Origin of the sequence: Caulobacter mirabilis, assembly GCF_002749615.1 — a bacterium.
GTDB lineage: Bacteria > Pseudomonadota > Alphaproteobacteria > Caulobacterales > Caulobacteraceae > Caulobacter > Caulobacter mirabilis.
In genome coordinates this window covers 1467092-1490705 of sequence record NZ_CP024201.1, presented here as the reverse complement: position 1 = coordinate 1490705, position 23614 = coordinate 1467092, and the positions used below count along the sequence as shown (strand labels likewise).

Annotated in this window: 30 protein-coding genes; 15 read left to right on the top strand and 15 right to left on the bottom strand. The window is 70.2% G+C overall.

The features are described from left to right. Positions 1-78 precede the first annotated feature (78 nt). The 3 genes from CSW64_RS07295 to CSW64_RS07285 are packed head-to-tail and all read left to right on the top strand — an operon-like array spanning position 79 to position 1756. Positions 79-684 (top strand): YqaA family protein, encoded by a 606-nt coding sequence (locus tag CSW64_RS07295; protein WP_099621492.1) that lies wholly within the window; start codon positions 79-81, stop codon positions 682-684. A gap of 2 nt (positions 685-686) precedes the next feature. After that, complete coding sequence (locus CSW64_RS07290; protein WP_099621491.1) at positions 687-1196, top strand: disulfide bond formation protein B; 510 nt, start codon at positions 687-689, stop codon at positions 1194-1196. Then, positions 1193-1756, top strand: coding sequence for a demethoxyubiquinone hydroxylase family protein (locus CSW64_RS07285; RefSeq protein ID WP_099621490.1), 564 nt, complete (start codon positions 1193-1195; stop codon positions 1754-1756). Before CSW64_RS07290 ends, CSW64_RS07285 begins: the two co-directional genes overlap by 4 nt. Positions 1757-1758: 2 nt before the next feature. On the opposite strand, the gene CSW64_RS07280 is transcribed toward CSW64_RS07285, so the two are convergent. The 3 genes from CSW64_RS07280 to CSW64_RS07270 form a co-directional block, all read right to left on the bottom strand. After that, complete coding sequence (locus tag CSW64_RS07280) at positions 1759-2133, bottom strand: PilZ domain-containing protein (RefSeq protein ID WP_099621489.1); 375 nt, start codon at positions 2131-2133, stop codon at positions 1759-1761. 96 nt (positions 2134-2229) lie between these two features. Then, positions 2230-2838: a hypothetical protein gene (locus CSW64_RS07275; RefSeq protein WP_150131357.1), complete on the bottom strand. Its 609-nt coding sequence runs from the start codon at positions 2836-2838 to the stop codon at positions 2230-2232. A 47-nt stretch (positions 2839-2885) separates the two neighbouring features. Next, the gene (locus CSW64_RS07270; protein ID WP_099621487.1) at positions 2886-3446 is read right to left on the bottom strand and encodes an HNH endonuclease; all 561 of its coding nucleotides are present in this window, start codon (positions 3444-3446) and stop codon (positions 2886-2888) included. 547 nt (positions 3447-3993) lie between these two features. On the opposite strand from CSW64_RS07270, the gene CSW64_RS07265 reads away from it, so the two are divergent. Genes CSW64_RS07265 through CSW64_RS07245 form a run of 5 tightly spaced genes read left to right on the top strand, consistent with a single transcriptional unit; the run spans position 3994 to position 7064 of the window. Continuing rightward, entirely contained in the window at positions 3994-4623 is a 630-nt protein-coding gene (locus CSW64_RS07265; RefSeq protein WP_099621486.1) for a TetR/AcrR family transcriptional regulator, read from the top strand. A gap of 40 nt (positions 4624-4663) precedes the next feature. Beyond that, complete coding sequence (gene gluQRS, locus CSW64_RS07260; protein WP_099621485.1) at positions 4664-5494, top strand: tRNA glutamyl-Q(34) synthetase GluQRS; 831 nt, start codon at positions 4664-4666, stop codon at positions 5492-5494. Next, on the top strand, positions 5491-6372 hold the full coding sequence (locus tag CSW64_RS07255; protein WP_099621484.1) for a DMT family transporter: 882 nt from the start codon (positions 5491-5493) through the stop codon (positions 6370-6372). The genes gluQRS and CSW64_RS07255 overlap by 4 nt, the downstream gene beginning before the upstream one ends. A gap of 57 nt (positions 6373-6429) precedes the next feature. Continuing rightward, the gene (locus CSW64_RS07250; protein ID WP_099621483.1) at positions 6430-6678 is read left to right on the top strand and encodes an AbrB/MazE/SpoVT family DNA-binding domain-containing protein; all 249 of its coding nucleotides are present in this window, start codon (positions 6430-6432) and stop codon (positions 6676-6678) included. Continuing rightward, the gene (locus CSW64_RS07245) at positions 6675-7064 is read left to right on the top strand and encodes a type II toxin-antitoxin system VapC family toxin (protein ID WP_099621482.1); all 390 of its coding nucleotides are present in this window, start codon (positions 6675-6677) and stop codon (positions 7062-7064) included. Before CSW64_RS07250 ends, CSW64_RS07245 begins: the two co-directional genes overlap by 4 nt. Positions 7065-7067: 3 nt before the next feature. Here CSW64_RS07245 and CSW64_RS07240 read toward each other — a convergent pair whose 3' ends face one another. The 3 genes from CSW64_RS07240 to CSW64_RS07230 all read right to left on the bottom strand — a co-directional run bounded on the left by CSW64_RS07240 (position 7068) and on the right by CSW64_RS07230 (position 8864). Continuing rightward, positions 7068-7793: a GNAT family N-acetyltransferase gene (locus CSW64_RS07240; protein ID WP_099621481.1), complete on the bottom strand. Its 726-nt coding sequence runs from the start codon at positions 7791-7793 to the stop codon at positions 7068-7070. 79 nt (positions 7794-7872) lie between these two features. Further along, on the bottom strand, positions 7873-8076 hold the full coding sequence (locus CSW64_RS07235) for a cold-shock protein (protein ID WP_099621480.1): 204 nt from the start codon (positions 8074-8076) through the stop codon (positions 7873-7875). A gap of 173 nt (positions 8077-8249) precedes the next feature. Next, positions 8250-8864, bottom strand: coding sequence for a TlpA family protein disulfide reductase (locus CSW64_RS07230; protein WP_099621479.1), 615 nt, complete (start codon positions 8862-8864; stop codon positions 8250-8252). On the opposite strand from CSW64_RS07230, the gene argH reads away from it, so the two are divergent. From argH to CSW64_RS07200, 6 genes are all read left to right on the top strand, one after another. After that, a complete protein-coding gene (argH, locus tag CSW64_RS07225) occupies positions 8865-10283 on the top strand; it encodes an argininosuccinate lyase (RefSeq protein ID WP_099621478.1) in 1419 nt (472 codons plus the stop codon). Beyond that, complete coding sequence (locus CSW64_RS07220; protein ID WP_099621477.1) at positions 10280-10567, top strand: hypothetical protein; 288 nt, start codon at positions 10280-10282, stop codon at positions 10565-10567. Before argH ends, CSW64_RS07220 begins: the two co-directional genes overlap by 4 nt. A 12-nt stretch (positions 10568-10579) precedes the next feature. After that, the gene (gene lysA, locus CSW64_RS07215; RefSeq protein WP_099621476.1) at positions 10580-11851 is read left to right on the top strand and encodes a diaminopimelate decarboxylase; all 1272 of its coding nucleotides are present in this window, start codon (positions 10580-10582) and stop codon (positions 11849-11851) included. Between the two features lie 5 nt (positions 11852-11856). Continuing rightward, complete coding sequence (locus tag CSW64_RS07210; protein ID WP_099621475.1) at positions 11857-13518, top strand: M28 family metallopeptidase; 1662 nt, start codon at positions 11857-11859, stop codon at positions 13516-13518. 88 nt (positions 13519-13606) lie between these two features. After that, a complete protein-coding gene (locus CSW64_RS07205) occupies positions 13607-14452 on the top strand; it encodes an EF-hand domain-containing protein (protein ID WP_099621474.1) in 846 nt (281 codons plus the stop codon). 98 nt (positions 14453-14550) lie between these two features. Continuing rightward, entirely contained in the window at positions 14551-15582 is a 1032-nt protein-coding gene (locus CSW64_RS07200; RefSeq protein WP_099621473.1) for a DJ-1/PfpI family protein, read from the top strand. On the opposite strand, the gene CSW64_RS07195 is transcribed toward CSW64_RS07200, so the two are convergent. The 3 genes from CSW64_RS07195 to CSW64_RS07185 form a co-directional block, all read right to left on the bottom strand. Further along, complete coding sequence (locus CSW64_RS07195; RefSeq protein WP_099621472.1) at positions 15563-16522, bottom strand: DUF2268 domain-containing putative Zn-dependent protease; 960 nt, start codon at positions 16520-16522, stop codon at positions 15563-15565. The genes CSW64_RS07200 and CSW64_RS07195 overlap by 20 nt on opposite strands. A gap of 197 nt (positions 16523-16719) precedes the next feature. After that, complete coding sequence (locus CSW64_RS07190) at positions 16720-17715, bottom strand: FUSC family protein (RefSeq protein WP_099621471.1); 996 nt, start codon at positions 17713-17715, stop codon at positions 16720-16722. Between the two features lie 12 nt (positions 17716-17727). Continuing rightward, positions 17728-19524 carry a long-chain-acyl-CoA synthetase gene (locus CSW64_RS07185; protein ID WP_099621470.1) on the bottom strand — a complete coding sequence of 599 codons (1797 nt, stop codon included), beginning with the start codon at positions 19522-19524 and terminating at the stop codon, positions 17728-17730. A 362-nt stretch (positions 19525-19886) separates the two neighbouring features. Here CSW64_RS07185 and CSW64_RS07180 point away from each other — a divergent pair, with 362 nt between their 5' ends. After that, positions 19887-20522 (top strand): hypothetical protein, encoded by a 636-nt coding sequence (locus CSW64_RS07180; RefSeq protein WP_099621469.1) that lies wholly within the window; start codon positions 19887-19889, stop codon positions 20520-20522. A gap of 112 nt (positions 20523-20634) precedes the next feature. Here CSW64_RS07180 and CSW64_RS07175 read toward each other — a convergent pair whose 3' ends face one another. The 6 genes from CSW64_RS07175 to CSW64_RS07150 all read right to left on the bottom strand — a co-directional run bounded on the left by CSW64_RS07175 (position 20635) and on the right by CSW64_RS07150 (position 23594). Further along, positions 20635-21084, bottom strand: coding sequence for a DMT family transporter (locus CSW64_RS07175; protein WP_099621468.1), 450 nt, complete (start codon positions 21082-21084; stop codon positions 20635-20637). 20 nt (positions 21085-21104) lie between these two features. Continuing rightward, entirely contained in the window at positions 21105-21449 is a 345-nt protein-coding gene (locus tag CSW64_RS07170) for a GIY-YIG nuclease family protein (RefSeq protein ID WP_099621467.1), read from the bottom strand. Then, entirely contained in the window at positions 21446-21994 is a 549-nt protein-coding gene (locus CSW64_RS07165; RefSeq protein ID WP_099621466.1) for a DUF2239 family protein, read from the bottom strand. Before CSW64_RS07165 ends, CSW64_RS07170 begins: the two co-directional genes overlap by 4 nt. Before the next feature lie 85 nt (positions 21995-22079). Further along, on the bottom strand, positions 22080-22463 hold the full coding sequence (locus tag CSW64_RS07160; RefSeq protein ID WP_099621465.1) for a hypothetical protein: 384 nt from the start codon (positions 22461-22463) through the stop codon (positions 22080-22082). A 229-nt stretch (positions 22464-22692) separates the two neighbouring features. Further along, on the bottom strand, positions 22693-23199 hold the full coding sequence (locus CSW64_RS07155; protein WP_099621464.1) for a GNAT family N-acetyltransferase: 507 nt from the start codon (positions 23197-23199) through the stop codon (positions 22693-22695). After that, complete coding sequence (locus tag CSW64_RS07150; RefSeq protein ID WP_099621463.1) at positions 23196-23594, bottom strand: nuclear transport factor 2 family protein; 399 nt, start codon at positions 23592-23594, stop codon at positions 23196-23198. The genes CSW64_RS07155 and CSW64_RS07150 overlap by 4 nt, the downstream gene beginning before the upstream one ends. Between the last annotated feature and the right edge of the window lie 20 nt (positions 23595-23614).

Below are 23614 nucleotides of genomic sequence, written 5' to 3'. Positions count from 1 at the left end.
TGGGTGAAGCGACGCCTTCGCGACGGCTGCATCGAAGCTGCACGAGACAAGGCTTCGCCGCCCTGATAGCACAGCCCAATGCTGCGCCGACTTTACGACTGGGTGATGGGGCTCGCCGCCTCCAAACATGCCCCCTCCAGCCTGTTCGCCGTGTCCTTCGCGGAGAGCTCGTTCTTCCCGATTCCGCCAGACGTGATGCTGGCGCCCATGGTGCTGGCGCGGCCGGACCGGGCCTGGTTCTACGCGGGCCTCTGCACCCTGGCCTCGGTGCTGGGCGGCATCGCCGGCTACGCCATCGGCTTCTACCTGCAGGACGCGGCCATGTGGCTGCTAAGCCTGACCGGCCACGCCGAGGGTCTGGGCGAGTTCCAGTGCTGGTACGACAAGTACGGGACCTGGGTGATCCTGGCCAAGGGCCTGACCCCGATCCCGTACAAGCTGGTCACCATCGCCTCGGGCCTGGCCCAGTTCAGCTTCCTGATGTTCATCGTCGCCTCGGTGATCACCCGCGGCGCGCGCTTCTTCCTGGTGGCGGCGGTGGTGAAGAAGTTCGGCCCGGCCATGCTCCCCGTCGTCGAGAAGCGGCTGGCCCTCTTCGCGGGGCTGGGGATCGCGCTTATCGTGGCCGGACTGGTCGCCAGCCACTATCTGGGATCGGGCTCTTCCACCTCGGTGTGCGGATAACCATGAACCGACTGCTCGAACCCGTCCTGCGCCGCTGGCGGCTGACCGCCTTCATCGCCTCCGCGACGATGCTGGCCATCGCCCACGGGTTCCAGCACATCGGCGGCCTGGCCCCCTGCTATCTCTGCTTCAAGCAGCGCGAGGTCTATTGGGTCGCCCTGGCCGTGGCCTTGGTCGGCATGCTGGCGGTGCGCACGAAGCTGGGCGCGAACAGCCGCCGCTGGTTCAACCTGGCCCTCGGGCTGGTTTTCCTCTTCGGCGCCGGCCTGGCGGCCTATCACGCCGGGGCGGAGTGGAAGTGGTGGCCCGGCCCCAGCGTCTGCGGCGGCGGCGCGGCCACGGTCACCGCCGAGAGCATGGCCGCGCTGCTGAAGGGCGAGGTGTTCAGCGCCCCGTCCTGCGACAAGGCGGCCTGGGTCTTCGCCGGCCTGTCGATGGCGGGCTGGAACGCCCTCTTCTCCCTGGCCCTGGCGGCGCTCAGCTTCCAGGCCTTCCGGAGGAAGTACGCATGACCGGCCGCCCGACGCCGGCGCGCCCCGGCCGCGGCGCGACCGCCGCCCGCCTGGCCGAGATCCTCCGCGTCGACCACGCCGGCGAGCTCGGCGCCGTCCATATCTATCGCGGCCAGCGGGCCGTGCTCGGCCAGGCCAAGGGCCATGAGCGCACCGCCGCCCAGCTCGAGGAGATGGAAGGGCACGAAGCCGTCCATCTGGCCCGCTTCGACGAACTGCTGAACCAGCATCGCGTCCGCCCGACCCTGATGGCGCCGCTCTGGCGCGCCGCCGGCTTCGCCCTGGGCGCCGGCACCGCCCTGCTCGGCGACAAGGCGGCTCACGCCTGCACCGAGGCGGTCGAGACGGTGATCGAGAAGCACTACGCCGACCAGATCGCGGAGATCGCCGACCGCGACCCCGTCCTGGCGGCGGAGCTGACCAAGTTCCGCGACGAGGAGCTGGCCCACCGCGACATCGCCATCGAAGAGGGCTCGCGAGACGCGCCCGCCCATCCGTTGCTGACGGCCGTGATCCAGGCCGGCTGCCGCGCGGCGATCAAGATCAGCGAAAAGATCTAGGCCTAGCGCAGCGCCATCTGGCTCCAGATCGCGCGCAGCGCACGCAGATCCGCTTCGACCGCGCCGTGCAGGTCGTGGCGCCGGGTCAGGCGCAGCCCCATGCGATTGCCGCGCCGCCAGGCGATCTCGACGTCCCAGGCCACCCCGTCCTTGATCTGCATCAGGCGCAACGGCGCCGGCTGCGGCAGCAGCTGCAGCGAGGCGGTTTCGATCTGCGCGCCCTCTTCGGACAGATTGCGGATGGTGCAGTCGATGGTGGCGGACGCGTCGGCGTTGGTCAGCTTGGCCGCCAGCAGCGAACGATGACGCACGCCGCCCCGGCGCTGGACGCCCGAGGACGATGGGACGGGACGAGGAGCAAACGGAACGACTGACATGCCCCTAGGGTAACGGCGGCAGGTTTCCAGTCGGTTGACCGCTCAACCTGAAATCGCAGGTGAGTTTACATTTTCGCGGCCATGCGACCCGAGCGTTCAGTTCCCGTCCGGCCCCTTCTCCTGCAGGGCGGCGGCCTCCGGCGGCGGCGCGGTCTCGGGCCTGGCCTTCGCCCCGGCCGTGATGATCGTCAGCTTGCCCGGATTCTTCTTCTCGGTGTCGGTCATGAACACGACCGGCTTCCAGGTCCGCGTATTGCCCGGCTTCAGCCCCAGGATCTCGGCCATCTCGGCCACGAAATGGATGCAGTTGCGGGTCTTCAGATTATAGACCGACCCTTCCGGCGTCATCCACCAGCGGATCTTCTCCAGCAGGACCGCGTACTGCTCGTCGGTCGCCACGACCGAGAAGTGCGGCGTGCTGTCGTCGATGTAGCGCGGGTCGGCGGGCTTCACGATCCCCGGCCGGTTGGTCATCGCCGTCGTCAGGTCGGTGGCCGTGAAGCCGAACGTGCGGTCGACGGCCTCGCCGCCCGCCAGCGGCGTCCCGGCGACCTTGATGAAGGCGTGCGGGAAATAGGTGACTCCGCCCGGCCCGATACCCCAGCCGTGACTGTAGAAGGTGACGGTGACCTGCGCCGCAGCGGTCGACGCCCAGCCGCCCGTCACGAGGATGAACAGGAGAAGGAACAGACTCAGACGCTTCACGATCACCTCGAAGACACGGACGCGGCGCGACCCTAGACGGCTCCGTCTCAGGCCTCCAGTTCGATGTCCCAGTAGAGGTAGTCGAGCCAGCTGTCGTGCAGGTAGTTGGGCGGGAACCGCCGGCCATGGTCCTGAAGCTCATGCATGGTCGGGCGGCGCGGATGCCGGAACGGGATCATCTGGGCCTCGCGCGGCGTCCGTCCGCCCTTGGCCAGATTGCAGGGCGCACAGGCGGTGACGATGTTCTCCCAGGTCGTCCGGCCGCCGCGCGACCGCGGGATGACGTGGTCGAAGGTCAGCTCGTCGCCGTCGCCGCAGTACTGGCAGGCGAAGGCGTCTCTCAGGAACAGGTTGAACCGGGTGAAGGCGGGCGGTCGGTCCTGCGAGACGTAGGACTTCAGCGAGACCACGCTGGGCAGCCGCATCTCGAACGACGGACTGTGAACCACCTTGTCATAGGTGGAGATGACATCGACGCGGTCCAGGAAGACCGCCTTGATGACTTCCTGCCACGGCCAAAGCGACAGGGGATAGTAGCTGAGGGGACGATAGTCCGCGTTCAGCACCAGGGCCGGCCAACCCGACGGCGGCGTGCTAGACACCAGCATCGGATCCCTCCCGGGTTCTCTCAGCGATCAGATACGCGACCGACCTGAAGACCGACCTCGCTTTCCACGCATCCTCGAAGGTCGCCAATCACCCTCGAACGCGACTCAGAGGATAGACCAGCTTCCGCGACGGCTCCACGACAGGCGCGTCAATCCTTCGGCAACGGGGCGGCGTCGCGCAAAGAAAAGGGGCGCCGAAGCGCCCCTGGCAGGGTCTGGGCTGGGTCCGCTCGCCCGCCACGCGGCGCGAGCGGTAGGATCGAGGGCGAAACTTGCTTACGCGCCCACGAAGGCGACGGCGCCGGTCAGGGCGGCGCCCAGGACCAGCAGGTAGATGGCGGCCGAACGGTCGAAGAAACGTTCGAAAGCGACGAGGCGAGAAACCGACATGACACACATCCTTCAGTTTGGACCCGAAGACCGGGTCCCCAGTTGTTTCCCCGGGGGAGCGGGGCCGTCCGATCTGGACGCTGTTTAAATAACACCGATCTGAACGACGTCAAGATGAATCTTTACACCGTTCGGATGAAGTTTTAGAGTGAGGTCGATGAAAGACGCCGCCCCCACCGACAACCGCCCCTACCACCACGGCGATCTGCGCCGCGCGCTGGTCGAGGCCGCCCGCCGGATTCTCGAGAACGAGGGTCCCAGCGCCCTGTCGCTGCGCGCCGTGGCGCGCGAGGCCGGCGTCAGTCCGGCCGCGCCCTATCACCACTTCAAGGACAAGGGCGAACTGCTGGACGCGGTGGCCCACGTCGGCTGGGACATGCTCGGCGACGAGATGCGCGCCTCCCGCGCCGCCGCCGTCGACGACCGCCAGGCCATGACCGAGATCGGCGTCGCCTACGTCCGCTTCGCCCAGAAGCATCCGGCCCTGTACCGGGTGATGTACGACTGCTCGCGGGACAAGGTCGCCCTGCCCGAGGGACTGAAGGGCGAGGACAGCGCCTACTGCATGGTGCAGGACGCCTTCCGCAAGGCGGCCGGTCCCGAAGTCTCTGAAATGGACGTCGAGCTGGCCACCATCGCCGCCTGGTGCGCCGCCCACGGCCTGGCCGAGATGAGCGCCTTCCACCAGTTCGATCCGTTGCGCGAGGCGCTCGGCAGCGAGGACAACTTCCTGCGGGCGGTGCTGTCGCACATGGGCATGTTCCCACATCCGCATCCGGGCTGCTGACCCGGTTCCACCGGCGCTCCGAACGGCCTAGAAGCGGCGCGTGACCTTCGCCACGCGTTTCGCGCCCTCGCCCACCGGCTACCTGCACCGCGGCCACGCCTTCTCGGCCCTCACCGCGTTCGAGGCCGCGCGCGCGGCCGGCGGGCGGTTCGTGCTGCGCATCGAGGACATCGACCGCACCCGCTGCCGGCCGGAGTTCACCGAGGCGATCTTCGAGGACCTCGCCTGGCTCGGCCTCGACTGGGAGCGGCCAGCGCGGGTCCAGTCCGAACACATGATCGACTACGAGGCGGCGCTGGACCGCCTGCGCGGCCGGGGCCTGCTCTACCGCTGCTTCAAGACCCGCAAGGAGATCGTGGAAGCCGCCGCCAGCGCCCCGCACGGCCCCGAAGAGCCGTTCCGGGGCGACCCCCTCCCGCCGGAAGAGGAGGAGGCCCTCCTCGCCGAGGGCAAGGGCTTCGCCTGGCGGCTCTCCCTGGACGCCGCGCGCGAGGCGCTGGGCGGGTTCGACGGCCTGGCCTTCGTCGAGGACGGCCATGGATCCGTCCAGGCCCGTCCCGACCTGGCCGGAGACGTGGTGCTGGCGCGCAAGGACGTCGGCGTCGCCTACCACCTGGCCGTCGTCGTCGACGACGCCCTCCAGCGGATCGACCATGTGATCCGCGGCGTCGACCTGTTCGAGGCGACGCACATCCAGCGGCTGCTGCAGGCGCTGCTCGACCTGCCGACCCCGACCTACCGCCACCATCCCCTGCTGACCGACGCCGAGGGCCGCCGTTTCGCCAAGCGCGACCGGGCCGAGACCCTGCGCGACCTCCGCGGCCGGGGCGTCTCGCCGCAAGCGCTCCGCGCCGAATTGGGCTTCTCATGACCGACGACACGACCAAGTCCCGCCTTCCCGCCCTGGCGGCGCTGGTGTTCGGCGCCTGCGCGATCGGCTTCGCGCCGATCTTCGTGCGGCTGACCGAGACCGGACCAGCGGCGGCCGGCTTCTGGCGGCTGTTCCTGGCCCTGCCCTTCCTGGCGCTGATGGCCCTGCGCGACGGCGAGGGCGTGAAGACGCCGCCGTCGCGGATGCTGCTGCTGGCCGGCCTGTTCTTCGCCGCCGACCTGTCGTTCTGGCACTACGGCGTGAAGTTCACCTCGGTCGCCAACGCCACGGTGCTGACCAACCTGTCGCCGGTCATCGTGACCGTCTGCGCCTGGTTCCTGTTCCGCGAGCGGCCAGGCAAGATCTTCATCGCCGGCCTGGCCCTGGCCATCGTCGGGGCCGCGGTGATGGCCTTCACGGCCGACCACGGCCAGGCGATCAACGCGCCGCTGGGCGACGTGCTCTCGCTGTTCACGGCGGTCTGGTACGCCTTCTACTTCCTGGCCATGCGCAAGGCGCGCCAGGGGGCGGGCGCCTCCCGCGCCATGTTCTGGTCGACCCTGGTCAGCACCCCGATCCTGCTGCTGGTCGCCCTGGCCTTCGGCGAGGACATCATTCCGGCCGGCCCGGGCGGCTGGTGGGCCTGTATCGGCCTGGCCGCCGTGCATGTGATCGGCCAGGGCTCGATCGCCTGGGCGCTGGGCCGTCTGCCCGCCTCGATCGCCTCGGTGGTGGTCCTGGCCCAGCCCGTCGTCGCCGCCGTGGTCGGCTGGATCCTGTTCCGCGAGATCCTGACCCCGATCCAGATCGTCGGCGGCTTCATGACCCTGGCCGGCGTGGTCATCGCCCAGCGCGCCCCGGTTCAGCGCGCCCAGTAGCCATAGATCGCGCCGCATGGCGCACTGTGATATCATGGCGCATCGAGGAGTTGCGCCATGAACGCCATTCGCGGCCGCGTAACCGAGTCCGGACGCCTCAGCCTGCCGGCCGAGTTCCGGCGCGCCGTCGGCCTTGAGCAGGGCGGCGACGTGGTGATCGAGCTCGACGGCCAGACCATTCGGGTGCGCTCGATCGCGGAGGTGGTGGCCGACACTCAGGCGCTCGCCAAACAACTCTTCGCCGGTCGAGGCGTCAGCACTGACGATTTCCTGGCTGACCGGCGGGCCGAAGCCGGCGACGAATGACTGGCGTGGTCCTGGACTCTTCGGCTCTGCTGGCGCTCATCCTCGACGAGCCCGGCGCCGAAGTCGTCCAGGCCGTACTCGCCGAGTCCGTGATCTGCACCGTCAACTTGAGCGAGGTCATCGCTTACGCGGCGCGAAACGGCGTCGCGGAGGACGACATCCACCGGCTCCTGGCGCCCATGCCCCTCGAACGCGCGCCGTTCGACGAGGACCTGGCCTATGCTGCCGGCCTCCTCGCGCCGATGACGCGACTTGCGGGTCTTTCGTTCGGCGATCGAGCCTGCCTGGCGCTCGCCGCCAAGCTGGCCCGGCCTACCTTGACCGCCGACCGCGCCTGGACCTCCGTAGCGGGCGCGGCGGGCGTTGAGGTTCGCCTCATCCGCTAGCCGTCAACGCGCCCAGTAGCGGTAGCTGTAGGCCTCGGCGAAGCCCATGGCCTGGTACAGCGCCACCGCGCCACTGTTGTCCGCCTCGACCTGCAGGTAGCTGCGGCGGGCGCCGGCGGCCTCAGCCTCGGCCAGCAGCGCGGCGACGATCCGCGCGGCCAGGCCCTGGCGGCGATGGTTCGGCGAAGTGCGCATCAGCGAGACGCCCGCCCAGTCGCCGTCGACGGCCAGGGCTCCGACCGCGGCGGGGACGCCGTCGACGTCGATGCGCGCGAACCGCTTGGGCCGCGGGATGCGCCGGGCGGTGTCCAGCCGCTCGTCGGCGTCGGCCTTGTCGCGGTAGAGGGTCTCGAACAGCACCGCCTGGAAGGGTTCGTCGGGCTCCTCGCCAAGGAGAACGCCCGCGCTGGTTCCGCCGACCGGCCCGACCATGACCAGCGTCTCGGTGCGCGGCGAGAAGCCCCGCCCCGTAAGCTCCGCTTCAAAGCCCTGCGGCGTCACGCCGTCCACCGTCTTGAACTTCGACGGCAGACCGCGCGCCGCGTACCAGGCCTCAGTCTCGCGGAAGGCGTCGTCCAGCGGCCGGTCGGGCGCCCCCAGAACCCAGCAGGTGTTGGCCCGCCCGGTGTGTCCGGTCGAAGCATACAGCCGCCAGCCGCCCAGCCGCTCCCGATGCAGCGAAGGCCAGGCTCGGGCGGAAACGTCTTCGAGCGCGATGATGTCGACCACGGCGGCCTCCAGGGGCGGGAATCGAAACGGGCGCCGATCCGGTCTGGATCGACGCCCGCTCCTTGGTCTTCCGATAAGACTAGATCGCCTGGAGGTCCACGGCCGCGGTCTTGCCGCGTTCGTCCTTCAGCTGGAAGCTGACCTTCTGGCCTTCGTTCAGGCTGCGCAGGCCGGCCCGCTCGACGGCGCTGATGTGGACGAACACGTCCTTGCCGCCGTCGTCGGGCTGGATGAAGCCGTAGCCCTTGGTGGTGTTGAACCATTTGACCGTGCCGGTGGGCATGCTGGTCGTCTCCCTATCGCCTTCCACAGTGTGGGCCGAAGCCCCCCGGTAACAATCTCAGTCGTCTGGGAATGTGGCGTAGGTGTGTACGCTAGCCCAAGTCCGTCGATTGCGGGCGAAACGGTGCGCACGCGAGAGAACGGCGGTCAACCAAAAACCGGCAGTTGCGCGGCTCAGCCTTCCTTCAGCAGCCGCTCAACCAGCTCGCGAGCTTCCTTGCTGTTCCAGTCGGCCTCGCCCGACACCCGGGCGCGTTCGCGGCCCTGGCGGTCGTAGACGATCGTGGTCGGGAAGCCGGCGGCGCGCGGTTCCAGCGCGAAGGCCAGCTTGTAGCCGGGGTCGCGGTAAAGCTGCAGCGGCGGGTTCTTTGCCATGTCCGATTTGGCGATGTTCAGGTCGACGTCGCGGTCGACGCTGACGGCCAGGACCTTGACCGGCTGGGTCTGGTAGGCGGCCTGCAGGGCGGCCAGGGTCGGCATCTCGACCTTGCAGGGCGCGCACCAGGTGGCCCACAGGTTCAGCACCACCACCTGGCCCTTCAGGTCGGCCACCGTCATAGGCTTGCCGTCCGGCCCCAGGAAGCTCTGCGTCGGCGCCGGGCGCGGCGTCGCAGGCACTTCGAGCTTGGCCAGGCCGCCGCGCTTCAGGTCGCGCAGATCGGCCGATTCCTTGGGTTTGAACGAAGCGCTGACCATGACGTATAGAACCGCCGCGACGCCGATCAGGGCGAAGCACCCGATGGCCCATTTCAGTAGGGGCGCGGGTTTTGCCGGCTGGACTTCGCTCATATGACTCAAGACCCTTCCGATAAGCCCAAAGGCCAGGCCCAGGGCCAAGCCATGTGGGGCGGTCGCTTCTCGGCCAAGCCGAGCGACCTGATGCAGGCGATCAACGTTTCGATCGGCTTCGACAAGCGCCTCTGGGCGCAGGACATCGCCGGCTCGAAGGCCCACGCCGCCATGCTGGCGAAGGCCGGGGTCATATCTAGCGCCGACGAGGCCGAAATCCAGCGCGGTCTCGACACGGTCCGCGGCGAGATCGAGGCCGGGACCTTCCCGTTCCGCGACGAATACGAAGACATCCACATGAATGTGGAAGCGCGGCTGCGCGAGCTGATCGGCCCGACGGCCGGCCGGCTGCACACCGCCCGGTCGCGCAACGACCAGGTGGCGCTGGACTTCCGCCTGTGGGTCCGCGAGGCCGCCGAGCGGTCCGCCGCCCAGATCGACGACCTGATCGGCGCGCTGCTGGCCAAGGCCGAGGCCCACGCCGACGTGCTGATGCCCGGCTTCACCCACCTGCAGCCCGCCCAGCCGGTGACCTTCGGCCACCATCTGATGGCCTATGTCGAGATGTTCGGCCGCGACGCCGGCCGCTTCCGCGACGCCCGCGAGCGGATGAACGAATGCCCGCTGGGCGCCGCCGCCCTGGCCGGCAGCCCCTTCCCGATCGACCGCGAGATGACCGCCAAGGCCCTGGGCTTCGCCCGGCCGACCGCCAACTCGCTGGACAGCGTCTCCTCGCGCGACTTCGCCCTGGAGGCCCTGTCGGCGGCCAGCATCTGCGCCACCCACCTCTCCCGCCTGGCCGAGGAGATCGTGATCTGGTCGACGCCGCAGTTCGGCTTCGTCCGGCTGAGCGACGCCTTCACCACCGGCAGTTCGATCATGCCGCAGAAGAAGAACCCGGACGCGGCGGAGCTGATCCGGGCCAAGGTCGGCCGCATCCTCGGCTCGCTGACCACCCTGACGGTGGTCATGAAGGGTCTGCCGCTCGCCTATTCGAAGGACATGCAGGAGGACAAGGTCCCGACCTTCGAGGCCTTCGACGCGCTGGAGCTGGCGCTGCTGGCCATGGCCGGCATGGTCCGCGACCTGGAGCCGAACGTCGAGCGGATGGCCGCCGCCGCCGGCGCCGGTTTCTCGACCGCCACCGATCTGGCCGACTGGCTGGTGCGCAAGCTGGACCTGCCGTTCCGCGACGCCCACCACGTGACCGGCGCGGCGGTGAAGCGGGCCGAGCAGCTGGGCGTCGACCTGGCCGGCCTGCCGCTGGCCGAGCTCCAGGCGCTCAACCAAGGCATCAGCGAAGACGTTTTCGAGGTCCTGACCCCTGCCGCTTCGGCCGGGAGCCGCGTAAGCTACGGCGGAACGGCCCCCTCCGAGGTTCGGGCCCAGATCAAGCGCTGGAAGGACTCCCTGCGATGAAGGCCATTCGACTGCTCCCGCTGACGCTCGTCCTCGCCGGCGCGGCCCTGGCTGGCTGCGGCTCGCTGGGCGAGCTGGAGCGTCCCGCGCCGATGGACCCGCAGAAGCGCGCCGCCTGGGAGGCCGAACGCCGCGCCGCCTCGGCCAGCGCCAACCGGCCGTCCAACCCCAAGTCGGCCCGCGAGCTGTCCGACCCGGCCAGCAGCCGCGGCAACACCCGCGAGTCGCCGCTGGGCGGCGCGCCGAACGATCCCTTCGCCGGCCCCGGCTCCGACCCCCGTTAGGACGCGTACAGAGTGAACCATTTCGAGGTCCGGGGCGGCGAGCTCCACTGCGAGGACGTCCCGCTTTCCCGGATCGCCGCCGAAGTCGGCACGCCGGTCTACGTCTATTCCAGGGCCACGTTCGAGCGGCACTTCACGGTCTTCCGCGACGCCCTGGTTCAGGCCGGGGTCGTCGATCCGCTGGTCGCCTATGCCGTCAAGGCCAACAGCAACCTCTCGATCCTGAAGCTCCTGTCCGCGCTGGGCGCCGGCGCCGACACGGTGTCCGAGGGCGAGGTCCGCCGCGCCCTGGCCGCCGGCGTTCCGGGCGAGAGGATCGTCTTCTCCGGCGTCGGCAAGACCCGCGGCGAGATCGCCTTCGCCCTGAAGGCCGGCGTCTCCGAGATCAACGTCGAGTCCGAGCCCGAGCTGAAGTTGGTCGCCCAGGTGGCCGAAGAGCTCGGCCTGCGCGCGCCGGTCGTCTTCCGGGTGAACCCCGACGTCGCCGCCGGCGGCCACGCCAAGATCGCCACCGGCAAGGCCGAGAACAAGTTCGGCGTCTCCTTCGCCGAGGCCGCGCGCCTGTACGCCAACGCCTCCAACCACCCGCACCTGAACCCGCTGGGCGTGGCCTGCCACATCGGCAGCCAGATCACCGACCTGGCCCCGTTCGAGGCCGCCTTCAGCAAGATGGTCGGCCTGGTCGAGAGCCTGCGCGGCGAAGGCATGAGCGTGGAGCGGCTGGACCTGGGCGGCGGTCTGGGCGTGCCCTACTTCAACCAGCCCGACCCGCCCTCGCCCGTCGACTACGCCGCGATGGTCGCCCGCGTGACCAAGGGCCTGAAGGACATCCGCCTGGCCTTCGAGCCCGGCCGGGTGATCGCCGCCAACGCCGGCGTGCTGCTGGCCAGCGTCATCCACCTGCACGAGCGTCCGGAAGGCCGGAAATTCCTGGTGCTGGACGCGGCCATGAACGACCTGATCCGCCCGGCCATGTACGACGCCTTCCACGACATCCGTCCGGTGAAGGCGACCGACGCCGCGCCGGTGGTGATGGATGTGGTCGGCCCGGTCTGCGAGACCGGCGACACCTTCACCCGCGAACGCGCCCTGCCGCCGCTGGGCGCGGGCGACCTGGTCGCCTTCATGAGCGCCGGCGCCTATGGCGCGGCCATGGCCAGCGAATACAACAGCCGGCCGCTGGTCCCCGAGGTGCTGGTCGACGGCGACCGCTACGCCGTCATCCGCAAGCGGCCCTCCTACGAAGAGATGCTGGCGGACGAAATCCCGTCGGACTGGAAGTAAGACCCATGACGCTCCGCCTGCTCGCCGCCGCCGCCGTGCTCCTCCTCGCCGCCGGTCCGGCGCCGGCGGCGGAGCATCCCATCTCGCCCGAGCGTCTCGCCGAGCACGTGAAGGTCCTGGCCTCCGACGAATTCGCCGGTCGCGCGCCGGGCGGTCCGGGCGAGCCCAAGACCATCGACTACATCGTCGGCCAGTTCCGCGCCCTGGGCCTGCAGCCGGCCGGCGACAAAGGCGGCTGGACCCAGGACGTGCCGCTGGTCCGCACCCAGGTCCCCAAGGACGCGGCCCTGTCGATCACGCTCGGCGGCGAGACCCGCAGGCTGGCCCAGGGCGCGGACGTCATGGTCCTGACCCAGCGTCCCGTCGAGCGGGTGAAAATCGACAAAGCCCCGCTGGTCTTCGTCGGCTACGGGGTCGACGCCCCGGAGCGCGGCTGGGATGACTTCAAGGGCGTGGACCTCAAGGGGAAGGTCGCGGTCTTCCTGATCAACGACCCGGACTTCGAGGCCGCCGCGGGAGACCCGGTCGCCGGCAAGTTCGGCGGGAACGCCGCCACCTACTACGCGCGCTGGAGCTACAAATACGAGGAGGCCGTGCGCCGGGGCGCGATCGCCGCGCTGATCGTCCACGAGACCGCCGGCGCCGCCTACCCCTGGACCACCGTCCAGGCCAACAACGGCGAGAGCTTCGACGTGGTCCGCGCCGATCCGGCCAAGGATCGGCTGCTGGTCCAGGGCTGGATCCAGCGCGAGGTCGCCGTCGACCTGTTCCGCCGGGCCGGACTGGACTTCGAGGCCGAGAAGCGTCGCGCCCGCACCGCCGCCTTCACGCCCGTGGCGCTGAAGGACGCGACCCTGTCGACCGACTACGCCCTGACGGCGGAGCGCCTGCTGAGCCGCAACGTCCTCGCCAAGATCCCGGGCGGCGGACACCCGGACGAGAGCATCATGTTCGCGGCCCACTGGGACGCCTACGGGATCGGTCCGGCGGACGCCTCGGGCGACACGATCCGGCACGGCGCGGCCGACGACGCCATCGGCGTGGCCGGGGTGATCGAGATCGCCCGGGCTTTCGCCAAGGGTCCGAGGCCGGACCGCACCCTGGTCTTCGCCGCCTGGACCGGCGAGGAACGCGGCCTGCTCGGTTCGGAATACTACGCCGCCCACCCGTCCCTGCCGCTCGACAAGACGGCCGCCAACTTCACCCTGGACGTCCTGCAGACCGCTGGGCCGAGCCGGGATGTCGTGCTCGTGGGCGCCGGCCAGAACAGCCTGGAGAACGACCTCGCCGCGGCCGCCGCTCGCCAGGGCCGGGTGGTCACGCCCGACGCCCGTCCCGACCGCGCCCTGTTCTATCGCGCCGACCACTTCAGCCTGGCCAAGCGCGGCGTGCCGGTGCTGCTGCTGATGGGCATCGGCGGCGGCCCCGATCTGGTCGAGGGCGGCCGTGAGGCCGGCGACCGCTGGGTCACCGAGTACACGACCAAATGCTACCACCAGCCCTGCGACAACTGGAGCGAGGCCTGGGACCTGCGCGGGGCGGCCGACGACGTGGCCCTGGTGCTCGACGCCGCCGGCCGGCTGGCCAACGAGCGCGCCTGGCCCGACTGGAACGCCGGTTCGGAGTTCAGGGCGATCCGGGCGCGGAGCGCGACGGCGCGGAAGTAGCGCCCGCCCCGAGCTCAACGAACGCTGGCGCCCTTCTTGCGCTCCCCGGCCGGGCCGCCGCTGCGGCGCGTTCGGGGAGAGCCTCGCCATGACGTCGATCCAGACCGGGTCCTCGCTGACCCAGCAGCTGTACAACCGGCTGTACGACCGCCTGAACGCCAACGGCGACGACGGCGTCTCGATGAACGAGATGGAGGCCCTGGTCAGCGCCGTCTCCGGCAACGCGCTGGACGCCCAGAAGGCCTTCGAGGCGCTGGACACGGACGGCGACAAGGCGATCACCCGGGCGGAGATGACCGCCTCCCGGACCTTCGGCTCGGAGATGATCGGCGCCCTGCTCCAGGCTCAGGAAGCCAACGCCGACAAGGCCTCTGGCGATTGGAAGGCCCGGAGCGACAAGGATGTCGCCGACCTGTTCGCCCGCGCGGACACCGACGGCGACGGGCTTCTGAGCAAGGCGGAGATGGACGCCGAGAAGACTCTGCGGCTGGCGGGCGGGCTCGACGCCGGCTACGGCCTGAGGACCGTGTTCATGGCCAGGGACGCCGATGGCGACGGCCTGCTGCGTCCGGATGAAGTCGTCGCCGGCCGGATGCGCCAGCTCCCGTTGAAGCCCGGCGCCCCGCCGGCCGAGATCGTCCGCGGCGCCCCCGTGACCCCTGAGCCTGGGCAAACGGCGCCGACCGCCCCCGCCAGCCCGGAAGAAACGGAGCAGTTGCGCAGCGCCCTGATCGCCGAACGTCTCGAGCGGCTCTCCGCGCCGGACGGCGGCTGGGCCTTCCTGGCCCGCGAAATGGCCGGCCTGAGCGAACGGGCGCGCGAGAACGCCGAGGCCTTCTCCGACACCCTGGCCGCCAGGCTCGTGAAACAGCTCCAGGACCGCTGGACGCCGATCCAGCCGCCGAGCTCGACCGGCCCGAGCGTGACCGCCTAGGTCCGCTTGGCGGAAATCGCCGGATCTTCGTCATTCGGCCAGACGCGCTTCGACCCTAGAGTCCGATGATCCCACGGCGCCCCTTCGGAGGAGCTCCCATGATCGGACGTCTCGTCGCCGCCCTCGCGGTCGCCCTCGGCCTGGCCGGAAGCGCCGTCGCCAAGCCCCTGGTCGTGATCCTGGCCGACGCGCGGGGCACGGTGGCCACCGACCTGCTCGCGCCCTACGCCATCCTGGCCGAGAGCGGCGCGGTCGAGGTCCTGGTCGCGGCGCCGACCGGCGGGCCGGTGCGGCTGCTGCCGGGCAAGGCCTGGGTCGCGCCGCAGATCACGCTGGACCGGCTGGCCCGGGAACGACCCGATGGTCCGGATGTGGTCATCGTGCCCGCCATGCTCGTCGAGGACGACCCCGCCCGCGCCGTCTGGCTCAAGGCCCAGCGCAAGTCCGGCGCGCGGATCATGTCGATCTGCAACGGCGCGCTGGTCCTGGCCGACGCGGGCCTGCTGAAGAACCGCCAGGCGACCGTCCACTGGTTCAGCATGGGCAAGGTGAAGAAGCGTCATCCGGACACCGTCTGGCGGCAGGACCTGCGCTGGGTTCAGGACGGGCCGATCCTGACCACCGCGGGGATCAGCGCCGGCGAGCCCGGCACGCTCGAGCTGCTGCGCCAACTGGCCGGCGAGGGCGTGATGCGGGAGACCGCCGCCCGCCTCGGCCTGCCCCTGCCCGACCCGCGCCACGACGGCCGCGACTATCGCCTCACGGCGCGCGGCATGAGCACGGTCGTGATCAACAGGATCGCCGTCTGGCGCCACGAGGAGGTCGCCATCCCGCTGACGCCCGGCTTCGACGAACTGGCCTTCGGGACGACGCTGGACGCCTGGTCCAGGACCTATCGGTCCACCGCCTGGGCGACGGGCGCGCCGGCCGTCCGATCCCGCCACGGCCTGACGATCCACCGCGCCGCGGCGACGCCCGCCCGGTTCGATCGTCAGGTCGTCCTGCCCGGCCCCGACGTCATGGTCCGCACCTTCGACGCCGTCGGGCGAGCCTACGGCGAGACGACCGCCCGCTTCGTGGCCCTGCAGTTCGAACACCCCTACGGCGCGATCAGCGCTGGGCGAACATAGGCTCCAGTCGCGCGCAGGCGCCGTCCTTGGCGGGGGCCCAGCCGCTGGCCGCGAGGAAGGCCTTGGGGTCGCGCATCTCGAGGATGTCGCGCAGGGCCTGGCGCTTGTCCCCGGCCCGCTCGTAGTAGCGCTTCACGATGCGGTGGCCCACCCAGTAGGCCAGGTCGCCCGGCCTCTCCGCCGTGCCGGGGCCGGTGTTGATCCAGGCGGTCAGCTCGACGTCGTCGATGTCGCGCGCGAACGCCGTCTCGATCGTCGCCTCGCAGCCCTGGGTCCAGGCCCTGTGCTGGTAGTTGCCCGGCTGCCCGGTCAGCAGCTCGGTGGCGAACTCCGCCGCGCCTTCCATCAGGGCCATGTCGAGCAGGGTCACGCCGGGCTTGCCCTCCTCCAGCTCCAGCTGGCGGGGCGACTGCTGCAGGTGGGCGTACTCGTGGATCGTGACCCGCACGAAGCGGTCCTCGAGATTGGGGTCCATGAAGTCGGCGGCGCACAGAGCCTCCAGGCCCACGATCGCGCCCTCCTTGTCGGTCAGTCCGATCGGCCGGCCGCGCCCGATCAGCAGGGTCACCGGCGGAAAGGTCGCCTCCGGATACATCTGCGCCAGCTTGCCGAAGGCGGCGGTCAGGCGCTGCTTCACCGTCGGCAGCAGCGCCATGCAGCGCCGCGCGGTCTCGTAGGTCTGCGGCGACTTGGCGATCGTGTCGGCGATCCGCGCGCCGGTGACGTTACGAATCCTGGCCAGGTGCAGCAGGCCGGGCGAGCCCTTGGCCAGGTAGTCGCGGTCCAGCTGCTCGGCCGTCGGCTTGCCGCCGGCCGCGTCATAGACCGCGTAGAAGCGCGCGACGTCGTCGGTGAGAATCTCGGGGCCAGCCGGGGCGGCGGCCGCGGCCGCCGCGGCCAGAGACACGATCACCGCCGCCATGACCGTCATCAACTTCATCGCCGCTCTCCCCAGGACCTCAAGGGCCGTGTCCTGACATGCGTCTCCCGACTGCGGCAACCGAAGTTCAGCGGACGGCGATGATCACGATCTCGGGGCTGTCGGTCGCCAGCGCGGCGCTGCCGAAATCGCCCAGGCAGACCCCGACCCGCAGACCGGCCATCGCCGGCCGTTCGGTCAGGTCGCTGGTCGACCCTCTACGCCAACCCTAGGTCCTTGAACCGCTCGGCCAGGTCGTCGAGGTCGCGGTGCATGTGGGCCAGGCCGATGGCGGCGGCGCCATGGGCCAGGTCGCCGGCGTCCGGCGACGCGCCCAGCGAAAGCTCCAGCGCCAGTTCGCCCAGCGGCTCGCCGAACCGCCCCTGCGACAGCGCCTCCAGACGAGCGACGACCCGGGCGGCGGCGGCGGACCAGGGCGCCAGACTGTCGCCCTTGCCCTCGACCTGGAAGGCCCTGCCCAGGATGACGATGTCGCTGCGCACCCGCCAGAAGGCGCGCACCAGCGCGGCGCGGTCGGCGGTCTCGCGCTGGGGCGTCGGCAGCTCGATGACGCTCTTGGCCGTGGCGCCGAGGGTGTCGAGCCGGGCCTTCAGCTCGGCATGGCGACGGCGGATGTCCTCGTTGTCGGCGGGTTCGCCCTTCAGCACCAGCGCCAGCAGGGTCGCCGCCTCGCTGGCCGCCTCGCGCGCCTGTAGCCGGAAGGTGGTGCGGGCGTGACGCGGGAACAGCAGCAGGATGGCGGCGACCCCAACGGCGCTGCCGACCAGGATCTCCATGACCCGGTCGAAGGCCAGGGTGGCGGTGCCGTCCGGGCTGCCGCCGCCGGCGATGACGATGGCCGCGGTCACCGGCGCGATCTTCAGCCAGGGGCGGCCGGCGCCAAGGAAGGCCAGACCCGCCGTGGTGATCGCCAGCGCCACGGCCATGCCGGTCATCCCGTCCGGCCGCACGATCGCCGCCGCCGCGCCGACCAGGGCCCCGGCCACGGTGCCCAGCGCCCGGTCGCGCGCCACGCCCAGGACGCCGCTGCCGACGCTGGCCTGGATGACCACGATGGCCGAGATGACGCTCCAGTAGGCGTGCGGCAGCTTCAGGGCGGTGGCCAGCAGCAGGGCCGCGATGGCGCCGACCGCCATCTGCATGGCCGCCCGCAGTTCCGCCCGTCGCCGGGGGCTGAGCACCCGCCCCGTCATCCGTCGCGCCTCCTAGAGCCGGAAGCCGCCCTCGTTGATCTTGTCGAAGGTCGCCTTGGTCATCTTGGTCCAGGCCTTCTTCACCGGATTCCGGAAATAGAGCGGATCCTTGACCTTGGCCGGGTCGAAGCCGTCCGAGACCAGGTCGACCTTGCGGTACTTGAAGGTCCCCGTGGTCTCGATCTGGCGCTGCATGCGGATGAACAGCGGCTGGGCGTAGGTCGGCAGGCTGGACTCGACATGGGCGTGGAAGGCCTCGAGGTCGAACGCGTCGTCGACCGTCAGGGCGGCCATGCCGGCGCGGCCGTCCTGGCCGGGCACCGCCACCCCATAGACGTTGGCCTCGAGCACGCCGGCGAAGTCGCTCAGGCGGTCGGCGACCTCTCCGGTCGAGACGTTCTCGCCCTTCCAGCGGAAGGTGTCGCCGATCCGGTCGACGAAATAGAAATAGCCCTCGGCGTCCTGGCGCATCAGGTCGCCGGTCCGGAACCAGGCGTCGCCCTTCTCGAACACGTCGCGCAGGATCTTCTTCTCGGTCGCGGCCTTGTCGGCATAGCCGGTGTAGTTGGCGCGCGGGTCGTTCGGGTCGATCTTGCCCAGGCACTCGCCGACCTGGTCGGGACCGCACTCGATGCACAGGCCGTTGGGGCCGCGCACCGGCTCCTCCTTGTCGATGTCGAACTGGACTAGGCGGGCGTTGAACCGCTTCTTCAGCCACTTCGGGATCCGGCCGATGGCGCCGGTGTGGCCGTCGAAGTTGAACATCGACACGTTGCCTTCGGTCGCGCCGTAGAACTCCAGCACCTGCGGGATGTTGAAGCGCTTGACCATGTCCTCCCAGACGTCGGCCCGCAGGCCGTTGCCGAAGGCGAGGCGCAGCTTGTGGTCACGCTCGAACGGCGCTTCCGGGGCGTTGACCAGATAGCGGCACAGCTCGCCGATATAGACGAACATGGTGCAGTTCTGGGTGTGGACGTCCTCCCAGAAGTGGGTGGTCGAGAACTTCTTGCGCAGCACGATCGAGCCGCCGGTCAGCAGGCCCGCGCCCATGGCGCAGAGGCCGCCGGTGGCGTGGTACATCGGCAGCACCTGATAGATGCGGTCGGTCTCGTTGGCCCCGGTCGAGCCGGCGAAGCCGCGCATGTAGAGCTGCACCCGCATGTGGGTCATGCGCGCGGCCTTGGGCAGGCCGGTGGTGCCGCTGGTGAAGATCCACAGCGCCGTATCCTTGGCGCGGATGTCGTCGCGGGCGCTGATCCGGTCGGGCCGCAGGCTGCTGCAGCTCTTCAGGGCGGTGACCAGGTCGCGGCGGTCGCCGGTCACCGGGCCGAGCGTCCACTGGTACATGGTCTTGTTCAGCTGATCCTTGACCGCCTCGAAGGCCTCGCAGGTCTCGCCGTCGACCAGGCAGTGGTGGGCGCCGGAGATATTCAGGCAGTGCGCCAGGGCGGCGCCGGTCAGGTTGTTGTTGATCAGGGCGGTGGCCACCCCGACCTTGGTCAGGCCGTACCAGATCGGCAGGTACTCGGCGCGGTTGGGCATGAACAGCGCCACCGTCTGGCCGCGGGTGATTCCCTGCTCCTTGGCCCAATGGGCGTAGCGGTTGGCCACGGCGTCCATCTCGCCGTAGGTCAGGGTCTTGCCCTCGAAGCTGATCGCCTGCCGATCGCGGTGCTTGTCGACCGAGGCCTCCAGATCGTCGCAGATCAGGGTCTTGCTGTCCGGCGCGATAGGCTTCACCCAGCCGAGGGTGCGGCGCAGCCCTCCGAAGAACCGCAGCTCACGCGCGATCCGCGCCTTCAACTTCATTGGAACGCCTCCCAGACACGCCGCCCTGCACGTTCGCCCGCCGAGGGAATCCCGGTCAAGGCGAGGCGAGCGGATGTTTGCTGCGATGCGGTGAACGTTGCGGAAACGCCGCAGTGCCCGTCCGATCGCCCCCTCGCCTGCGGCAGGAATCTGTCGGGTTTATGGCAAATATTCGGCAGGCGAGAAACAAGAAATCCAACCAACGGAAGATTTCATCTGCCCCGGATAGAGATCAAACATCTCGCAAGGAGGACGCAGACCAGACTTTTCAGCTCTCTGACGAGTTTACGCGCACGGAAGGGAACCGTCGGCGACCGACGTTCGTTTCATTCGTAACGGAAAAACTATGGGAAGGACGAAAAATGACCTTGGATCGTGAAACCGCCAAGGCTCTGTTCGCGAATCCGGAGCTGAACCCGACGCCCGCCGGTACGGAGACCCCGCCCCCCTTCGCGGCGTCCACGAGCCTCGGCTCGGCCTCGCGCGCCAAGCGAGGCGGATTCGATTGGCGCCTCGTCGCGCCGCTCGGCGTCGCGGCCGTCTGCGCCGGCGCCATCGCCCTGGTCGCCCTGCCGCGCGATCAGGCTCAGGAAGGCCGCACCGTGGCCGCGTCCGACCTGACCGCCCCGCCCGTGACGCCTCCGCCGGCGGAGCCCGAGCCTGTCGCCGCCACGCCGGCCGCCGCCGAGGCGCTGGCGCCGTCGCTGCCGCCGAGCGCCGAGCGCTCGCCGGTGGTGAAACAGGCCGCCGCCCAGCCGAAGGCCCGCGCCGAACCCGCGCCGCGCCGGATAGCCAAGCGCGACGAGCCGTCTCCTCGCGCCGCCAGCGTCGAGGAAGCGACCGCCGATGTCAGCGCCACGGCGCCGGTCGCGGCCCCGTCGGCTCCTCCCGCGCCGGCTCTGGGCGCGCCGGCTCTGGGCGCGCCGGCCACGGTCACGCTGACGCCGGCCGCGCCGCCGGCGGTCGAGCCGCAACCTTCCCCGGAGCCGCAGCTCTAGGCGGCCGGGGCGAAAAGGGCGTCGATGCGCCGAGCCCTCCACGGCGCGCCGCCCGGGCAGCGGGGCGGTCGATCCCGGATCGGATCGGCCGCCCTTGCGCTGTTTCGAAGACCTAGCCCCGCCTCACCAGCACCACGCCGGCGAACACCAGCGCCACGCCGGCCAGCCGGGCCCAGCTCACCGGCCGCTCGGGAACCCCGAAGGCGCCCAGGTGGTCGATCGTCATGCTCATGATCAACTGGCCGGCGATCATCAGGGTGATCACGAAGGCCACCCCCAGGCGCGGCGCGGAGAAGGCGGCGGCGGTGACGAAGAAGGCCCCGTAGACCCCGCCCATCCAGGCCCACCATGGCAGACCCCTGACCGCGCCGAGATCGGGCTTGGCCCGCATGGCCAGCGCCAGCCCCAACAGCACGATCGTCCCCACCGCGAACGACACCAGGGCCGCGTTGATCGGCGACCCCACCGCCCCGACCAGGCTGGCGTTGGTCGGCGCCTGGATGGCGTTCAGCATCCCGGCGACCAGGCAGGCGCCGATGCAGACGTAGACGATCCAGGGCATGGACGCGGGGCTCCGGGGGCTCATCCCTCGGCAATACCCGCCGCCAGCCGCGTCCGCCAGTACGCCTCGCGCGCCTTCAACCGCTCGGCCAGCTGCCAGGCCGCCAACCCTTCGGGGTCGACCGCCTCCAGCTCCTCGTAGACGAAGTCAGCCTCGCCTCGGGCCGTCCAGGCCGCCTGCAGCGCGCGATGCGGATGGCTGCCCAGCCGCAGCGCGAACCACAGGCCGTTCCGCCGGTTCTCGAGATTCGGCGTCGAAAACACCCAGGCCCCGCCGTCCGACAGGCTGCGGACGGCGAACACCCCGGGCCGAGCCTTGCGCTCCTTGTAGGCCGAGACCAGCGCCTTGCGATGCTCCCGGCTCATGCCGGCCTCGCCAGGACGAGCGCGTAGGCGCGGATGTCGGACGGCCAATCGACCATGCAGGCTTCGAAACCGGCCAGGTCGTCGGCGAACAGGGCCCGGCCGGCGTCCTCATAGCCGGGCCGATCGCCGGCCATGGCGGTCAGGAACCGCCAAGCCGCCTCACGCGCCGCCCTCGCCCGCTCCCTCGGATCGCGCTGGGCGGCCTCGACCAGTTTGCGCAGCGCCACCGAGGATCCGCCGGGCTGGGCGGCGAGCCATTCCCAATGCCGGGGCAGCAGGGTCACCTCCCGCGCGATGACGCCCAACTTCGGCCGGCCCGGCCCGCGGGGCGCGGCCTCGGGCGGCGCCGGCAGCCGTGCGACCACCTCTTCGGCCGAGCCACGCAGATCCAGATCGATCGGCCGCGCGTCGGCGTCGGCGAAGACCTGGGCCGAAGACGGATCGGACGAGGCGGCGACGGCTCGGGCGACCTCGGCCAGCGGGCCGGCCGCGAGCCGGCGCTCGCCCAGGAAGGCGGTGCAGAGGGTGGCGGCGTCGACGGACATGGCGGGGCTCGCTCGTTCAGGGGAGCGGCTTTTTACCCGGAAATTATCTCAGGTCAATATCACCCGGGTCAAACCTGCCCGCGCGTCAGGCCCCGTAGGCCAGGTACCCCCGCTCCACCATCCGGCGCAGGGCTTCGTAGGCTTCGGTCAGCTCCTCGAAGGTCGTCCGCAGGTGGGAGAGCTTGGCCAGGTCGTCCGGCGTCAGACGACCCGCCGTGTCCGAGACGGAGAGCGCGTGGGCGACCCAGACCGCGCGGGCGTTGGCCGCGGCGACGGCGAGCTTCTGGAACTTCAGGGCGTCGGCCTGCCCCAGCACCTGGGCCACAACGGCCTTGTTCGAAGCGAAGGCGGTGTAGTCGATCTGTTCGAGCTGGCCGCGAATGCGCCGCTGGGCGTGCGGATCGCTGTCGTCGACCGGCTCGAAATGGTCGCTCAGTCGACGAAACGTGCCGGTTCGGGTCACGGACATGGCGGCCTCCCTTGCGGGTGAGCCGCGAAGCCGCGGCTCCTGTCGCGAGAGGCTAGGCCGGAGCGGCTTAACGAGGGATTGAGCCTAAATCCAACCCGCCACTTCATCCGACCATCCCGGCGAGGGCCGGGACCCAGGCTCTTGACCAGGCTTGGACTGGAAATCCCCTATCGCCGAGCCTGAAGCTGGATCCCGGCCTTCGCCGGGACAGTCGGCTCGACTACCGAGCCTAGGAATCCAGCGGCAGCCAGTAGAGCTCGTCGTCGCTATAGGTCCCGTCCGGCTGTTTCAGCGCCCTCGGCTCCAGGCCGTACTGAACGAAGCCCGCCAGCTCATAGAGCCGGATCGCCCGCAGGTTGGCGGCGTTGACGGCCAGCAGCAGGATCTCCACGCCCTCGCCGCGGGCGTGGGTGATGACCCCGGCGATCAGCTTGCCGGCCACGCCGCTGCCCCGGTGATCGGCGCGCAGATACATGCCGTAGAGCGTCGCCTTGTGCCGCTGCTTGGGGTTGGCGTGCCGGTCGTAGCCGGCCATGCCGACCAGGGCGTCGCCGGCGAAGGCGCCCAGAACGCCCTCCCCGATCCGCTCGACGAACCAGGACAGCGGCTTGGCGGCCTCGGTCTCGGCGTTCGAGGCGAAGCTGGCCTCGTCGCGCGTCAGGGCTTCCAGCCGCAACGCCCGCAAGGCCTCCGCTTCGCTCGGCTTCAGCAGGCGAACCTCGACCTCGCCGGTCATGTCGGGGCCAGCGCCATGAGCATCTCTCCCATCTTCTGATGGACCAGGTTGATGGCCTTCAGCGGTCGGATCATGACCTTGAAGCGGGTGATGCGGCCAGCCTCGTTCCACCAGATCATGTCGACGCCGTTGATCCGGATGCCGTCGATCACCGTGGCGAACTCCAGGACCGCCGACCGCTCGCCGTCCCAGCGGCCGAGGTACTCGAAGGTCTCGTTGTTGAGCACCTGGAAGGCCGACAGCAGATATTTGGCGGTGATCGCCCGGCCGACCTGAGGCGTATGGACCACAGGGGATTCGAAGACCGCGTCCGGATCGAGCAGGTCGTTCAGCAGGGCCGCGTCCCGCGTTTCGATCACCCGATGCCATTGGGCCAGCACATCGTCGTTCGCCATCTCGGTCTCCTCGCGGACTA

What these genes read in the sequence shown, in the direction of transcription:
- CSW64_RS07295 (WP_099621492.1), top strand. Translation starts at nt 79, where the DNA reads ATGCTGCGCCGACTTTACGACTGGGTGATGGGGCTCGCCGCCTCCAAA.
- CSW64_RS07290 (WP_099621491.1), top strand. Translation starts at nt 687, where the DNA reads ATGAACCGACTGCTCGAACCCGTCCTGCGCCGCTGGCGGCTGACCGCC.
- CSW64_RS07285 (WP_099621490.1), top strand. Translation starts at nt 1,193, where the DNA reads ATGACCGGCCGCCCGACGCCGGCGCGCCCCGGCCGCGGCGCGACCGCC.
- CSW64_RS07280 (WP_099621489.1), bottom strand. Translation starts at nt 2,133, where the DNA reads ATGTCAGTCGTTCCGTTTGCTCCTCGTCCCGTCCCATCGTCCTCGGGC.
- CSW64_RS07270 (WP_099621487.1), bottom strand. Translation starts at nt 3,446, where the DNA reads ATGCTGGTGTCTAGCACGCCGCCGTCGGGTTGGCCGGCCCTGGTGCTG.
- CSW64_RS07265 (WP_099621486.1), top strand. Translation starts at nt 3,994, where the DNA reads ATGAAAGACGCCGCCCCCACCGACAACCGCCCCTACCACCACGGCGAT.
- CSW64_RS07255 (WP_099621484.1), top strand. Translation starts at nt 5,491, where the DNA reads ATGACCGACGACACGACCAAGTCCCGCCTTCCCGCCCTGGCGGCGCTG.
- CSW64_RS07250 (WP_099621483.1), top strand. Translation starts at nt 6,430, where the DNA reads ATGAACGCCATTCGCGGCCGCGTAACCGAGTCCGGACGCCTCAGCCTG.
- CSW64_RS07245 (WP_099621482.1), top strand. Translation starts at nt 6,675, where the DNA reads ATGACTGGCGTGGTCCTGGACTCTTCGGCTCTGCTGGCGCTCATCCTC.
- CSW64_RS07235 (WP_099621480.1), bottom strand. Translation starts at nt 8,076, where the DNA reads ATGCCCACCGGCACGGTCAAATGGTTCAACACCACCAAGGGCTACGGC.
- CSW64_RS07230 (WP_099621479.1), bottom strand. Translation starts at nt 8,864, where the DNA reads ATGAGCGAAGTCCAGCCGGCAAAACCCGCGCCCCTACTGAAATGGGCC.
- argH (WP_099621478.1), top strand. Translation starts at nt 8,865, where the DNA reads ATGACTCAAGACCCTTCCGATAAGCCCAAAGGCCAGGCCCAGGGCCAA.
- CSW64_RS07220 (WP_099621477.1), top strand. Translation starts at nt 10,280, where the DNA reads ATGAAGGCCATTCGACTGCTCCCGCTGACGCTCGTCCTCGCCGGCGCG.
- CSW64_RS07210 (WP_099621475.1), top strand. Translation starts at nt 11,857, where the DNA reads ATGACGCTCCGCCTGCTCGCCGCCGCCGCCGTGCTCCTCCTCGCCGCC.
- CSW64_RS07205 (WP_099621474.1), top strand. Translation starts at nt 13,607, where the DNA reads ATGACGTCGATCCAGACCGGGTCCTCGCTGACCCAGCAGCTGTACAAC.
- CSW64_RS07200 (WP_099621473.1), top strand. Translation starts at nt 14,551, where the DNA reads ATGATCGGACGTCTCGTCGCCGCCCTCGCGGTCGCCCTCGGCCTGGCC.
- CSW64_RS07195 (WP_099621472.1), bottom strand. Translation starts at nt 16,522, where the DNA reads ATGAAGTTGATGACGGTCATGGCGGCGGTGATCGTGTCTCTGGCCGCG.
- CSW64_RS07190 (WP_099621471.1), bottom strand. Translation starts at nt 17,715, where the DNA reads ATGACGGGGCGGGTGCTCAGCCCCCGGCGACGGGCGGAACTGCGGGCG.
- CSW64_RS07185 (WP_099621470.1), bottom strand. Translation starts at nt 19,524, where the DNA reads ATGAAGTTGAAGGCGCGGATCGCGCGTGAGCTGCGGTTCTTCGGAGGG.
- CSW64_RS07180 (WP_099621469.1), top strand. Translation starts at nt 19,887, where the DNA reads ATGACCTTGGATCGTGAAACCGCCAAGGCTCTGTTCGCGAATCCGGAG.
- CSW64_RS07175 (WP_099621468.1), bottom strand. Translation starts at nt 21,084, where the DNA reads ATGCCCTGGATCGTCTACGTCTGCATCGGCGCCTGCCTGGTCGCCGGG.
- CSW64_RS07170 (WP_099621467.1), bottom strand. Translation starts at nt 21,449, where the DNA reads ATGAGCCGGGAGCATCGCAAGGCGCTGGTCTCGGCCTACAAGGAGCGC.
- CSW64_RS07165 (WP_099621466.1), bottom strand. Translation starts at nt 21,994, where the DNA reads ATGTCCGTCGACGCCGCCACCCTCTGCACCGCCTTCCTGGGCGAGCGC.
- CSW64_RS07160 (WP_099621465.1), bottom strand. Translation starts at nt 22,463, where the DNA reads ATGTCCGTGACCCGAACCGGCACGTTTCGTCGACTGAGCGACCATTTC.
- CSW64_RS07155 (WP_099621464.1), bottom strand. Translation starts at nt 23,199, where the DNA reads ATGACCGGCGAGGTCGAGGTTCGCCTGCTGAAGCCGAGCGAAGCGGAG.
- CSW64_RS07150 (WP_099621463.1), bottom strand. Translation starts at nt 23,594, where the DNA reads ATGGCGAACGACGATGTGCTGGCCCAATGGCATCGGGTGATCGAAACG.